This is a genomic window from Actinotignum timonense (assembly GCF_002860685.3).
Classification (GTDB): domain Bacteria; phylum Actinomycetota; class Actinomycetes; order Actinomycetales; family Actinomycetaceae; genus Actinotignum; species Actinotignum timonense.
Window position 1 is genome coordinate 2,208,777 of sequence record NZ_CP136960.1, and the last position, 13,558, is coordinate 2,222,334.

Annotated in this window: 12 protein-coding genes and 1 pseudogene; 5 read left to right on the plus strand and 8 right to left on the minus strand. The window is 58.6% G+C overall.

Annotated features, from left to right (window positions below; all coding sequences use genetic code 11):
* Positions 1-51 precede the first annotated feature (51 nt).
* Entirely contained in the window at positions 52-459 is a 408-nt protein-coding gene (locus CYJ17_RS09250) for a type IIL restriction-modification enzyme MmeI (RefSeq protein WP_425319843.1), read from the plus strand.
* Between the two features lie 70 nt (positions 460-529).
* On the opposite strand, the gene erm is transcribed toward CYJ17_RS09250, so the two are convergent.
* Positions 530-1,384: a 23S ribosomal RNA methyltransferase Erm gene (gene erm, locus CYJ17_RS09255; RefSeq protein WP_016456425.1), complete on the minus strand. Its 855-nt coding sequence runs from the start codon at positions 1,382-1,384 to the stop codon at positions 530-532.
* Between the two features lie 1,839 nt (positions 1,385-3,223).
* Between erm and CYJ17_RS09260 the strand changes: the two genes are divergently transcribed.
* The 3 genes from CYJ17_RS09260 (at position 3,224) to CYJ17_RS09270 (ending at position 6,847) form a co-directional block, all read left to right on the plus strand.
* Positions 3,224-3,532: a helix-turn-helix domain-containing protein gene (locus CYJ17_RS09260; protein ID WP_016456427.1), complete on the plus strand. Its 309-nt coding sequence runs from the start codon at positions 3,224-3,226 to the stop codon at positions 3,530-3,532.
* 171 nt (positions 3,533-3,703) lie between these two features.
* Complete coding sequence (locus CYJ17_RS09265) at positions 3,704-3,973, plus strand: hypothetical protein (RefSeq protein ID WP_087070462.1); 270 nt, start codon at positions 3,704-3,706, stop codon at positions 3,971-3,973.
* A gap of 1,542 nt (positions 3,974-5,515) precedes the next feature.
* On the plus strand, positions 5,516-6,847 hold the full coding sequence (locus tag CYJ17_RS09270) for a hypothetical protein (protein WP_219619194.1): 1,332 nt from the start codon (positions 5,516-5,518) through the stop codon (positions 6,845-6,847).
* Positions 6,848-7,416: 569 nt separating this feature from the next.
* On the opposite strand, the gene CYJ17_RS09275 is transcribed toward CYJ17_RS09270, so the two are convergent.
* From CYJ17_RS09275 to CYJ17_RS09290, 4 genes are all read right to left on the minus strand, one after another.
* Positions 7,417-7,842 (minus strand): single-stranded DNA-binding protein, encoded by a 426-nt coding sequence (locus CYJ17_RS09275; protein ID WP_016456430.1) that lies wholly within the window; start codon positions 7,840-7,842, stop codon positions 7,417-7,419.
* Positions 7,843-7,931: 89 nt separating this feature from the next.
* Positions 7,932-8,075, minus strand: a complete 144-nt coding sequence (locus tag CYJ17_RS09280; RefSeq protein WP_016456431.1) for a hypothetical protein — start codon at positions 8,073-8,075, stop codon at positions 7,932-7,934.
* Between the two features lie 159 nt (positions 8,076-8,234).
* Positions 8,235-9,257, minus strand: a complete 1,023-nt coding sequence (locus tag CYJ17_RS09285; protein WP_016456432.1) for a DUF4192 domain-containing protein — start codon at positions 9,255-9,257, stop codon at positions 8,235-8,237.
* Positions 9,258-9,449: 192 nt separating this feature from the next.
* A complete protein-coding gene (locus tag CYJ17_RS09290) occupies positions 9,450-10,076 on the minus strand; it encodes an HNH endonuclease (protein ID WP_016456433.1) in 627 nt (208 codons plus the stop codon).
* A gap of 4 nt (positions 10,077-10,080) precedes the next feature.
* Between CYJ17_RS09290 and CYJ17_RS09295 the strand changes: the two are divergent.
* A pseudogene (locus CYJ17_RS09295) lies at positions 10,081-10,203 on the plus strand (IS3-like element IS1206 family transposase); the annotation flags it as partial.
* Between the two features lie 133 nt (positions 10,204-10,336).
* Here the strand turns inward: CYJ17_RS09295 and CYJ17_RS09300 are convergent.
* The 3 genes from CYJ17_RS09300 to CYJ17_RS09310 all read right to left on the minus strand — a co-directional run bounded on the left by CYJ17_RS09300 (position 10,337) and on the right by CYJ17_RS09310 (position 13,495).
* On the minus strand, positions 10,337-10,981 hold the full coding sequence (locus CYJ17_RS09300) for an ATP-binding cassette domain-containing protein (RefSeq protein WP_159455000.1): 645 nt from the start codon (positions 10,979-10,981) through the stop codon (positions 10,337-10,339).
* A 76-nt stretch (positions 10,982-11,057) separates the two neighbouring features.
* Entirely contained in the window at positions 11,058-12,842 is a 1,785-nt protein-coding gene (locus CYJ17_RS09305) for a hypothetical protein (RefSeq protein WP_231376317.1), read from the minus strand.
* 227 nt (positions 12,843-13,069) lie between these two features.
* A complete protein-coding gene (locus CYJ17_RS09310) occupies positions 13,070-13,495 on the minus strand; it encodes a lactococcin 972 family bacteriocin (protein ID WP_016456436.1) in 426 nt (141 codons plus the stop codon).
* Positions 13,496-13,558 lie beyond the last annotated feature (63 nt).

Sequence of the window (13,558 nt, forward strand, 5' to 3'; positions counted from 1 at the left end):
TATTTTTTCCGTTTTTCGGAGTACATCGGGAGCTACAACTGCGGACCAGCTCTGTGTGAACTAGATGAGAAGGCGCAGCAGCGAATCATCGACGCTGGACAGTTGGTGCTGCGGGCACGCGAGCGGCACCCCCAGCGGTCACTCGCGGAGCACTACAACCCGTTATCGATGGACCCAATTCTGCTCAAGGCTCACAACAACTTGGACCGGGAAGTCGATAAGGCTTTCGATGTGGCACGCAAACTCACCAACGAGCGCCAGCGCCAGGAGCTACTGTTCGCCAGCTACGGGGAGTTGGCGAGGGGCTATGTCTCCTCGCTTTCATCAAAATCGAAACCACCAGCAGGGTCGTTCCCCGTGCGGGTGATTTTGATCGGTCCCGCTGCTGGGTGCAGAACCCTGTCGCTGGCAACGCCGGGAACTATGACTGTGCCCGACGAGAACACGTCACTGCCATAACGCGGCTCACGGTAGACGAACATGGGTCGTTCACTACTACTGGTGGATTTCGGTTTTGGTGGTGGGGGGATTACCGCCGCCGGCCTCGATTTTTCCGTTGAGGAGGGCGTTGACTACTTCCCGATTGTGAAATGGGCCGATGGCGCGGTGAAGAGGAACCAGTCACCTGGAAGAGATCGATCCAGTCGCTGGTGTGCAATCTGGGAGGTAGGGTTGCGGGGTCGATTCCTCGCGAGCGCAACCATGATTGTGTCTCTGAACGTGATGAAAACAACCCTGCCCTTCGGAGAATTTCCCCTATCCCGCGTCCCCGGGCGGTGAAAACGGTGTGCACCATCGCCTGAAAGGCTTTGCGTTGCTCTATCGGGATCTTCGGGTCACCCACCCGGCGGATCACTAAGATCCCCCCGTCAACGTTTGGCTGTGGCCGGAAAGCAGACCTTGGTACTCGGGAACCAAGGTGAAACGTGAACCATGGGGACCACTGAGCTGTCATCATCGTGCTTGCACCTACCCCGGCCCGGCGGCGAGCGACTTCCCACTGCATGAGGAGTACAGCGGCAGTCCATGCCGGCGCATGCAACAACTTTCGAAGAATGGCAGTGGTGAGGTGAAAGGGAATGTTTCCCACAATGACGCAGGGAGTGGCGGGTAACGGGAAGTTGAGGAAATCATCATGGACCACTTCGACCGACGCCGAGGCGGTCTTTTTTGTGAGTTTGGCAGCTAGTTTTGCGTCTACCTCAACTGCCGTTATTGCCCTCCCCAAGTGGGATATCGGGTGAGTGAGGGCACCGCTTCCTGGCCCGATCTCAATGATGGGGCCGGAGGTTTGTTTTACAAGATCGACGATGGAGTTGATGATCTTGTGGTCTGTGAGAAAATTTTGGCCATGTTCGTGACGGCCGTATCCGTATGTAGACATCAGGTGTGCTCCGTGGAGTTGAAACGGAGCCGGGCATGGCAAATGGCCGCCCGGCTAAAGGACCGGAGCGGTTTCTAACCTGCGGGAGGGAGAAAACCGCCTTAGCGGCTGGTGAGCGGCCGCATGAAAACGGAACCTGAAATCAACATGGGCCTATCGTATCCAATTAATTTCGCAGGGTCCAATACGGTGAGAAAGAAGACAACCGCACCGCAACAGTGCAAGACCTCTCTGGATTGGAATTTAATTGAACATGGGTTTGGGGTACGACGCGCCCTACTCGGAGTGGCACGGACACTACGGCTGCGCGCCCACACACAACAGTAAAGAGCTCGGCAATGCACAGACACGTAACGAGAGCGCCACAAATGTATGTACGTTTAAGTTACAGCATCGACACTGACGCTCCACATGGAGGGACGGCCGCAGCCCTGCAGCAAGCACACGGCAGGGTGTCTGCTTCGGGCGACGTGAAATTACGCAGAAAAATACGAAACACATCACCGCAGGTCACGGTAGGTATTTGCGGGTCATTTCGTAATCTCGTAAACGAAAAGAACAAAACTACGAAACACAAAAACATACGTTGAGCAGCGTAAATGGTTTTCGTTTCGTAATTTTTCCACTTTTTGAAGAAAATCTAAATAAGAAGAGACACCTTGATTGCGATTGTGTCCCGTGTCACATAGCTGCAACCCCTGCAGCGTGCCCTCAACGAGGACGCTCTGTGTCGTAGACATGCGCCTGCAATGCGTGTCTGTGTCTCTCTCTTAAAAGGTTTGGGTCGAAATACCGCAAAATTACGAAACACCGCCGAAATGTGACGTGTCTATGCAGGTCACAGCGTTATCGCGTGTTTCGTAGTTTTGTTCTTTTCGTTTGCGGAAATCACGAAACCGCAGGTAGAGCGTTTCGTAATTTTTTCGTATTTTGATCGGCAAATTACGAAACGAGGTCAAAACTACGAAACGAGCGCGCTACAGACGTGTCACAGGTCATAAAAAGGCGCGCCCCTTGCGTGTCACCGTGACGCAGCATCCCGGCCGTGTCACATAGCTACAACCCCTGCAGCGTGCCCTCAATGAGGACGGTCTATGTCGTAGACATGTGCCCGTAATGTGTGTCTGTGTCTCTCCCTTAAAAGGTTTGGGTCGAAATGCCGCAAAATTACGAAACATCCCCGAAATGTGACGTGTCTGTGCAGGTCACAGCGTTATCGCGTGTTTCGTAATTTGGTTTTCCGATTTTCGTAGTTCTACGAAACCGCAGGTAGAGCGTTTCGTAATTTTTTCGTATTTTGATCGGCAAATTACGAAACGAGGTCAAAACTACGAAACGAGCACACTATAGACGTGTCACAGGTCACAAAAAGGCGCGCCCCTTGCGTGTCACCATGCCGCCACACAACAGCTGCCCCACCACAACACCCCAGCCGTGCCACGTGGCGTGTAGAAACGTGCTCGGTTCGATTCGTAAAGATTAGGTCGCAGGCTATTGTGCGCGACGCATAAGTTCCGTACGATGGCCCCCAGACCGTATGTGGCGTTTTAATTCGTTTTTGGTTTAGCCAGCCGCATACGGGGGATAACCCCGAGGATAATTCATAAAGAGACAGCCTCTCGACCGTGATAGGCGCGGTTCCTCCGACGAGATAGACCGGTCGGCAACGGCATTGCCAACCACAAAAGCGGTCAGGTAGGGAGTAAGCGCTCCCGTAAAGCGATGGGACGGCAGACCACCGTTCTAGCGAGTTGAGCACGGCACTCCAAGCCGCCTGAATAGCAAGCCGGTAAAGCACCCCGCTCCGGGACAGATCAATCTGCCCAGGAGCGTTTTTCTATGTCCGAAAAGGACACGACTATCGCCGTCGCGCCACGCTTTTACACGCTGCAGGAACTCGCCGATCTCGGCGTCGGCTCCGAGTCCACGTTGCGAAAAGCTATTAAAGAGGGCCGTCTTTCATTCCACCGTTTCGGCACCGCCTATCGGATTCGCCAAGACGATCTCGACGCCTACCTCGCGGCCGCACGCCGCCCTGCCCCGCAGCTATTCGACGGCTTCGTCGATGCCGTCGTGAATGCAGCGCCCCAACTGACAGATGAGCAGCGCCAGCAGCTCGTCACGGTGCTGGGCGGTGTGAAGCACTAATGCGGACAAACCCGCCTACGACGAGATCCCGCCGCTTAGCTCAGCTAGTCAGGCTGGGTCTTGAACTGAGTGCGAGGGCTGATGGGTGATGGCCGTGCTACTACACACGCGCGCTCCACCGTCGTGCCCCGAGTCCAAATAAACAGTTCATTCAACCAAGGAGAACAAACCATGTCTTTCAGAGACGATTACGCAGCAGCGCTGCGCGATGAGCAGCAAGCAAAAGATACCGTGAACGAGGCGCGCCGTGCACACAAAGCGACAAAGGAGCGCCTTGCGCAGTTGCGCAAGTATGCCGAAGAGTTCGAGGTGAATCTCGACGGTGACAAGTCCGCCAGCACCGAAGGGGACAGCGATACACCTGAGAACGGTTACGGCGACACGCCTGAGAGCACCGAGGGCAGTAAGCCGAAGCGGCATCTAGAAGTTGTACCCGACTAACCCTTTAGCCGTACACGCAATCACCTCATGTGTGTACGGCCACGCGGCGTGACGACGTACAGCCGTCACGTTTGATGTCGCCACACACCCCGCTCGCAAGGGCGGGGTTTTCGCGTGTGTGCGGGTGGCTGCGGCACCGCTACACGTGACACTGTCACGATGCTTGCGCCGGTATCGGCGACGGGGCATATACACGTCTGCCCCGTCGCCTGGATCATCCGCCACATGGCTGGCGGTATGTCGCGCTGCTGTTATGCGCGGTTCTGGCCGGCATAGTCTTGTGTGGACGTCAGCTATGCCGAAGACGGGGCCGTGGGCGCAGCAAAGACAGCAGCGTGGACAGAGCAGATTTCAGCAGCTGTGCTGCTGAAGATGCAACCGCGACGGCAAGTGATATGCGGCGCATGCCGCATAATGCCGCGTCGTGAGATACGCCAATATCCATTACGGCACGCTTGCCGTGATGGAGCGTTTCGTGATGACCCAAACACGACACATCGATGCTGGCATATCCGAATACATATCGACGGGATATATCGGATTGCCAGCAGTGTCGTAATACAGAGCATGGGTCATCACACAAGGTGCAGCGCCAGCTGCACTATTGGGCATCTTGACCGGAGCGCAGCGGAGGGCAAGACAGCACCAGCCAGACCGAGCGAGCGAGGTCTGAGACTGGGGCTATAAGGGGCGGCGCGCCAGCGCCGGGCACCGGGTTATGCGAGCGCCAGCGAGTAGTAATACCCGGTGCAGTGCCTCGGCTATGCCGAGCGCCGGAGCGCAGCGGAGGCGTCGCACCCCCTTATGCCCTTTCCCCCTTCTACCCCTATAACGACAAACTCATAGGGGTTTTGACACAGAAGGGGGCTGCGACCTGCGTGTTTCGGGTCTTTATGCGGTCTTCGACCCTTACCCGAAACGGCCCGTTGATGCGCGAAGCGCACATGGTGCCTACGCAAAATCTGCAGGTCGCCACGCTGTGCGCACCACATACGGCGTCAGTCGTTGTATGTCGGTCTTAAAGTAAGGGCCGATGACGGGTGGAAACGCCGCTTGCGGCGTCTTCCCGCGTCATCGCGCACGCCGTGTGCAACGTGAGCTTGCGAACGTGCCACGGCGTCGAACCGAACGGCAAGACCGACATCGTTTACGTGGTGCGCACAGCCACACCCTGCACTCTGGCACCGCCGCCAGGCGGTTATTGCAGGGTGTTCCAAATCCCGCAGCGAGCCATCCGCCGCAAGGCGGTGTTGATGCTGCTGCGGGTGATAACAACACGGGTCGAATAACACACTCCATATCGGCCCGTGCCATAAGCACAGTATCTGTGCAGACGCATCACGTTCGCGGCGGCCATATGCGCGCAAGCGCATGTAACGAGCACCGCCAGCGACGTGTGTTTCGCAGCGCGTCGCGCTGCAGCAGATCCAGCGGCAGCTGTTGATGCAAATGTGTAGCGCCGCGACTCGATTGGTTCATCTTTGTGGCAGCGGCTGTACGGCCCTGTGGCGGCCGTAGACGCCTCGGATGGACGGAGTGCGCGTGCAGAAGAACAGTTTCAAGACGTCGCTGTTCGTCGTGTATCTGCCGAAGTCGATGTGCAAGGAGATCCCCGACTACTACACCAGTGAGGTGGACGGGCGCGAAGTGAAACGTCCGCGCTATGTCGCCCGCGACTACGAGGAAGCAAAGCAGTACCTCGAAGAGTCAATGCGCTGGCTTGCAGAAAACTTCATCCCCGGCGGTATCGACGCAGTCGCTGGCGGTGATATGAACTTTGACGAATCAACGCCACACATCCAGTTCCAGGCGGATACGTTCTCACCGAAGCCCGAAGATCCCGACAAGCTCCGTTGCCGCCCCGGCATCGCGTACAACACTGACACCTCAGTGCGGTACACATCCGGCCCGAAGAAGGGCAAGCAGATCCCGGGTAACCAGAAGTTCATCGACGCGCAACGGGGCCTGCGCGAACACATGCACTCGCTCGGCTATCCGGTGGAACTAGAAGTCTCCGAACGTCATGACGAGTCACTCAACCTCGACCGCTACACCGAGCAACAAGACCGGGAGCGCGATCTCGCCAAGCGCGAGGATGATGTGGAAGTCAAGAAGCGATCCGTGCAGCGCGACATGGACGCAATTGATCGTGACCGCGAGCAGGCTGCTAAGGAACTTGAACAGGCGCAAGAAGCCCGCGAAGCAGCCCAGCGCGTACAGGAGAATGCTGAAGCACAGGCTCGCGAGGTTGCCGAGCGTGTGCTCAAGGAAGCACGCGAGAAGGCCGAGCAAGAAGCCGAAGAGATCCGCAGCGAAGCACGCAAGGATGCTGAGCAGGAGTTGGGCCTGGCCGAAGCGCAAGCAGACGAGCTGCTCGAACGAGCCGAAGAGACTGCGCGGGCCAAGGCGGGCGATATTACAGCCGCAGCTCGCAGCGAAGCAGAGACGATCACTCGCAAGACCGACGAGGCCCGTAAGCAGGCTGAGCGCGACGCCGAGACGATCCGCAGCAAAGCACGAGATGAGGCCACGAGCATCCGCGACGAGGCCACACGCGACGCTGCAGTAACGCGCAAGGATGCCCGCGATGAGGCTGATCAGATCCGCCGCAACGCGCACACGGACGCCGAAGATGAAGCCGCCATCATCATCGAAGAAGCGGTGAAGTCAGGACAACAGTTGGAGCACTTGGATAAGAAGTTCCTGGTGCAAGAACTGCATCGCAGCCCAGAGTTGCTTGAGCGTTACACGCTGTTCAGGCAGTCGCAGACCTCAGGCAAGAAGGGCGGGGCGCAGCAGCGTGCACGCGAGCGCATCGAGAAGCGCCGCCAGCAGCAACAGCAGCGTGATCGTGATGGCGGTATGGAGTTGTAGCACTGCTCTCCCCTGCCCTGTACGGCCTTCTGCGGGCCTAACAGGGGGCCGTCGGCGTCGTAGGTCATTGGCGGCGGGTAAACGGCTGATATTCAGCGAAAATCGAAGAAATCTCGGCTAGGCGGGGCCGGTGTCACTACGTTGCGCAGTGAATTGGCCTGTTGAGTGGCGGAGATAGTGCGCAGCACGTCGGTGTGTACGACGGGGCATGTGCTGCGCAGAAGAGATGTCCGTAGAAGGGCCGACAGAATGTCGTTGTCATTCTGTTGCGTAGTAAAGGTGTCAATAGGATGACAAACCACTTCACTGCCCAATTCACATGTCATTAAAGTGACAGGGCATTTGATTGCGCAGTAAACGTGTCGATGAAATGGGTGCCCAATACACAGTGCAACCTACGTGTTAATGAAATGTCACAGACACTACATAGTGCAGTGAGTTGCGCAGCAGAAACGCCAGTAAAAGCACCGCACCACTGCACCGTAAAACTGCACAAGTGATTCGCAGCAAATTGGCGTGTGAAATGGTTGAAAAAATAACCCCGCAGGTTTCCCTGCGGGGTTTCGTAGTTAGAACGGTACTTCTTCGCCCTCAGCGCCAGCCAGGGCGGCGGTCGCCGCCTCGCCTCCGCGACGGGCAGCGCGAGCAGCGGACTCCTTCTTGGAATCGATCAGCTGCACCGTGTCGATGCGCGCCACCAGCGGGTACTGCTTCACACCGTCCTTGTCGGTGTAGACGTCGGTCTTGAGCGAGTAGCTCACCGCAACGCGATCGCCGGAGCCGATGCAGCCGAACACACCGGGGTTCGCGGCGTCCTGGACGTAGCCGGTCAGCTCCACGATCTCGCTTTCCACCTTGCCGGTGGACTTGTTCTTGAAGGTGTTGCGCGCATAGACGCTGAGCTTCACCGTCGCGCCGCCGTTTGCGTGCTCGAACAGCTTGGGTGCGCGAGCTGCGTTGCCGACGATGGTGCCGTTGTTGAAGGGGTTGGACATGATGGTTCTCCTTACGTGAGTGGGTGTGATTTGCCGTGCAATTTGGGTACTTAAGCAGCGGCTTTGCCGCTGCGGGGGTTGAGCTGTCGTTACAGCACTGCCCAGGGCAGCGGTGTGCCTGCCGCCTCTAGGTCGCGCAGTTCTTGTGCTGCGCCCGGATCGGCGTCCTCGCCGTCGATGCCGTCGGCGAGCTGGTAGAGCAGTTCCAGGTCGGTGTGGGTGATGTCGCGCATCAGGTGCCTCCTTGTTCGGATGGATGGTCAATCCGTCTGTTGGAGACAGCTCTGCTGTCTAGGGGGTTCTCCCCCGCCCCGCTAGGTGTGCATCTCTGCTGGCCACGGCCCCGCGAGAAAAAGAAACCCCGTTGCATCGCTGCAACGGGGTGTGTGGTGTTACTCGGTGAACAAGATCGTGCGGGTCTTCTCAGCGCCCTCGCGGACGAGTTCGACCATCCGCTCGCCCTGGCCAATGTCGGTCAGCTTGGCCACCAGAGACGGGAAATTCTCGTCTGGTCCGATCTCGGTGGCTCGCTGCGCAGCCACGCCAGCTAGTCCCGGCTGGCCTGTGGCGTGAGCGAGCACGGCAACAGTGGCGGTGAGCTGCGCCCGCATCCCCGGCCAGCTGGTCGGGACAGCGCGCATAACCTGCTCTATGAACGCAAGGCCAGCCTGCGGCTCATCGAGCAGCGCTGCGAGCAGCGTGTCTCGCAAGCGCGGCGTGGTGAAGCATTTCAGCGCAGACCGAACAGCACGAGTGCTCGGCTGGGTGATCCCTGCCGCCGCCTGCTCGTATTCACGCTGCAGCACGTCCGCGAACATGGGCGGGATATACGCCAGCGCGTCTTCGATGATGTCGGCGTGCTCGGCAGCGTCGATGCCGTGATCGGTGCTGTTCAACCGTGCTTCGATGTCGTCTTTGCTCGGTTCCGGCAGCTCGCCGGTGTGCTCTAGCATCTGGCGCAGCGCCGCCGATGCGGCGACCTCGCCGACAACACCGTGGCGCGGCTCATCGATGAGCGGATGCTGATACACAGACCACCACGCAGCCCCGGTGACGATCTCGGGCACCTGCACCACCCCGAGCAGCGGCGGTAGGTGCACTGCCCCACTAGTGAGATACGTTGCCGTCTCGTCAAAGACCGGCTGCGCAATGTCGTCGCTGATCATGTACGCGATAACAGCGTCGAGTTCGAGGTGGTGGACCCACGCTGCGAACCGCTCGCGGCTCTCGGTGAGCTTTGCAACAGCTTCGTCCAGGTCGAACCGCGCGACCGGGCCGAGGCGGATGGTGTCGACGCCCTCGTCGTCGACGAAGAACGCGAGGATCAGCGAGTTGTTCGGGTAGAATCCGAGGATGCCGGGGAGGTTCGCGAGGATCTCGCCGTGGGATGCAAGCGTGTGGGAATGAGTGGACATGGCAGTGCTCCTTTGCACGAATACGGGGTGTACACGGTCAATCCCGTATTCGGTCCGGCTCTGCCGGTCGCAGGCGTATCCCAGCAGCGCAGCACTCATGTGCGCCGGGCGTCGCTAGCGCAGCCTGATGCTCGGCTTACCGGGTGCGAGCGCTAGCGACGCAGCATTGTTAGATCCCCGCGTCGCCGCTGGTTAAGCGTTACCTTTGGCGCGATTGTGGGACTTGCAGAGCAGCTCGCAGTTGCTTTCCTCGGTCTTGCCGCCCTTCGACCATGCGGTGACGTGATCAGCGTCCATATCCTTGAGCGGCCAGATCTTCTCCTTCTTCTCGTCGTGGCCGATAGCGCAGTAGGAGCAGTTGGACACACCGTTCTTCTCGGCGGCGTCTGTCTGGCGCTTGTACACGCGCTTTTTGACAGCCTCAGTGAAGACACGCACGTTAAGCAGCCGCGTCTCTTTCTTGCCGCCGAGCAGGTACTCGTAGATACCCTTCTTCGACTGGACCTGCGAGTCGGAAAGCAGCTCGCGTGCTTCGGCGGTCATCTTTGCTGCGTCGTAGCCCTTGTCGCCGTACTGCTCATAGAGCTTGTTCCACGCGATTCCACGCATGGAACTGTCCGTCATCTTGAACACGCTTGCGGCCCAGTCGATGACGGTGGTGAAGTACGTCTGCAGCTCCTTGCAGTCCTCGTCATCGCGGTGCTTGGCCATGTAGTTATCGATGCTCACGCCGTCACGCTGAGCGATCCAGTCGAGAGCGACTTCAAGCACCTCCTGGCGGGCGGGTTCACCGCGCACGAAATTCGACCACTTCGACATCAGTCGCCAAGAAGTCTTCCGGTGGTGCATGCGCTACAACACCCGCAGACGGCACTCCTGGTGCAACGTTCTAGCCCCCAATGACTTCGAAGCACTCACATCAGCTACGCTGACCCAAGCAGCATAGCTAACCTCCGACGTGTCTACTTTCCGGGGGTCAGGCCCGTGCTCGACAACCCCAGCGGACTCAACGCCCACGCCAGCGTCGCGGACCATGCGGCCGGGTACCGGAAGGTGGCCAAGGCCGCGGGCATCGCGATTTAATCCCGCGCAGAGCCGGAGACTGTGACCTGGCGATCATTGATGCGCAAGGTGCTGTCAGCGGCAGCAATAACTGCGGCATCGTGCGTGGCGGCCAGAACGAGTGCGCCCCCGTCCGCAGCTCGCCGCAGGAGCGCGATAACTTGGTCGCGGTTAGTGGGGTCGAGGGAGGCGGTCGGCTCGTCAGCGAACACATAAGCCGCGCCGCGGAGCAGGGCTCGGGCGATCGCCAGCCGCTGCTGCTCGCCTCCGCTGAGAATAGCTGCCGGCCCGTCGAAGGGGACATCAAGACCGACTTCGCCGAGGGAGTGCAGCAATTCTTCTTTGGAGTATTGCTTCCTGGATAGCCCGAGGGTGAGGTTATCTTCGCAGCTTAGTTCGGGAATGATTCCGTGGTCTTGGTGGATTATCGCTGCGCGTTCTCGCCAGAACCTCCGCCTCCGCTTCATCCTCCACGCGGAGGCATTCTCACCGTCTATCCGGAGGAGGCCGTCCGCCGGCGGCAGGAGCCCGGCCAAGGTGTTGAGCAGCAAAGTCTTTCCGGAACCGCTGGCTCCACAGATGGCGACAAAGCCTGGCCCGGGTAGGGAAAACGTTGCATTTTCCACGAGGGACTTCTTCACCATCCGCGTGCTGCGCCCCACAGAAAAAGTCGACTCCGCGGCGAGACAGAGATGAGAGGTGGAAATCTCCGGCGGCAGAGTGGGGGACTGATTGGGGCTAGCCAATGACATTGTGACTCCTAGGGGAGGCGGACATGTGCTGAGAAATACTGAGACGGACAAAACCGAGGTAGACGATTAAGACAAGGCAGCTTAGCGCGGTGAAGGTGTAGAGGAACGGGTTGGGAAGCAGTAGCGGAGCCAGGACGGACAATATGACGACAACTGTCAGGCTGACCAGTTGGCTTTTGAATAGTCGCCACATTGTTTTGTCCGGTGATTGCCCAGCGCTGTGGAGGAGTACCAGGAGGCGACGGTGAACTCGGAGCTGGATGCGCGCCTGGACTATCAAGGCCGCAAGCGTGGCGAGCAAAGCTCCGAGGGCGCTCAGGATACTCAGCCAGAACAGCGCCGTGCTGGCTACTAGTTCGGCCAGACCGCGATCGGCGGCGCGTACCGGGTAGACGTAGCCTTCGAGGCCGGCAGCGGTAAGTTCTGGACCCAGTTCCGAGAAATCCGCGAAGAGCAAATTTTCACTCGAAGCTGTGGAGCTTAGGAAGTCTGCGTCGAAGCCGGATAGATCGTCCGTTTCAAGCACGTAAAAACAATCGCCGGGAACCAGTTCCCCCGACATTGTTCCACTAATGAATCCGACCGCATGATCGGCACTGACCGGACCAATTTGCGCAGATTTAAGGAGCAGGTCGCCGGATTCCTGAGCCCACAGATCCACGGAAGCTGCGAAATGCTCTTGGGCTGCGGAATAGTCGACCGAGTGGTTGTCGTCTCCGGGACGGAACTGATAATCCTGCAGATCGTGCCATTGGCGGTTGGCAAGTGCCACGGGGCAGGAGTCCGGCACACCGGTACCTTCTTTCGGCAAAGTATGGCTGAGGACAGCCCCGTGCTCCCGTTCCCAGCTGAGCGCGAAGTCGCGGAAGTTCTGCTGCAGACTGGGCGGCAAGAGCTCGCCTCCTTCCACGCGGCCAGCAGGGCCGTCGAAGTTGGCTGAAAAATGCAAGGCTCCAAACTCCGCGAGAGATTTCCAGGTCTGCTGGGCCTCGGATTCCTGCTGGTAGGAGCGGAGCGCAGCCGCTGAGCTAAGACCCGCTGCTACAAAGGTCACGCAGGTAAAGACCGAAATTACTTTCAGCGCTTTTCCCGCCGCCTTCTCTGCGGGGGCACGCTGCCCCAGCAGCGCTACTGCGCGGCGCAACAATGGGGCGGTGACGGCTACGGCCAAACCGGTGGTAGCCAGGGCCAAGCCTATCCCGGCGGCGTAGAACCTGAGGAACAGGAGGGCAAAAGAATAGCTCCCTTGGCGGGCGAGGAATGTACTCGCAAGGCCAATGAGAACTAGGTGCGGGAGGATGACAAAGGTCCATTGCCGCCAATTGCCTTTTTGACTGCGGTGCCCTCCATTTATTGTGCGCAGCGCTGCCAATCTAAGACCGGAAACCCGAAGAACAAATACCAGGGCAAAAAGGGAAACGACAAATAGAAACAGGATCGCCACCAACGCGGGCAGGCGGAATACGACCGATTGGATGAGGTGAAGGAACTGCGTCTTTTCGCTTAGCCTGAGCCCGTCATTCCTGGCCGATTCGTAGAAGTGGTTCGCATTGCCACCCGTTGCTTTGGGAACCAAGACGTAGTCACCGTGGTAATCCAGCGACCCAAGCTCACTGGCCGCTTGGCTCAAGGCATCCGGCCGGTTGAGCCGGGGAATGCGTTCCGGTGCTGGATAATTTTCCTCCAGCGGGATGAAAACCTCGTGGGAAGTCCCGCTTGCGTCATCGGTGCCAGTCAGCCGGTAGATGGAGTAGCCGTTCTGCTCGGCCAATGAAACCAGTGAGTTACGGATTACCGTCGGTGCGTAGTCTGACTCAAGTTCCTCCGCGAGTGAAGTCTTAGGCTCGACGTAGTCAAGACTAAAGGTTGATTCGACCCCTAAGGACAAGGGCTTGGTGGAGTCAACCAGGGCTGTCAGCAGCCACCCAGTAGTCGCGATGACTGCAGCAAGAAGTAGGCTCAAAAGCCCAAGTACTAGGGGTCGAATACGCATGAGTTCTAGCAGAAGTCGTAGTAGTAGCTGTCCTTAGTGCCCGGCAAATTCGTTGCCCAAAGCTCGGCGACCGACTTCTGGCCGCCGCGGGTGTCGATGCTTCGTTGCGTTCTGTCGTTGACGATCACAGTCGAAGTATGGCACCGATTCACGGTGAAATAAGAACGCGCCTTAGCGTCCCAGAATCCGTACTCCCAGGTACCGCCACCTGCAGGGTAGCGAACTTTCCGGCCGACAGATGCCCAGTAGGTTGTGAAGGCTGGTGCTGCCTCGCCGAGTAGCTCGGCCATCACACCGGAAGCAAAGCCTCCCTTGGCGCCGTGGTCTTGGAATTCTTCTGCGGAAGCAACGGCTGAGTTAGATACGGAAACGCTCAGAGCAGAGGCAATCAGCAGCGCTGCAAACTGCCGAGTGCGCTTTTTGGGGGTCATAACAGTCTCCTTTGAGAGAGGAAATGAGGCGGGATTGCCTCAAAAGGGAAACTACCCTGAGTG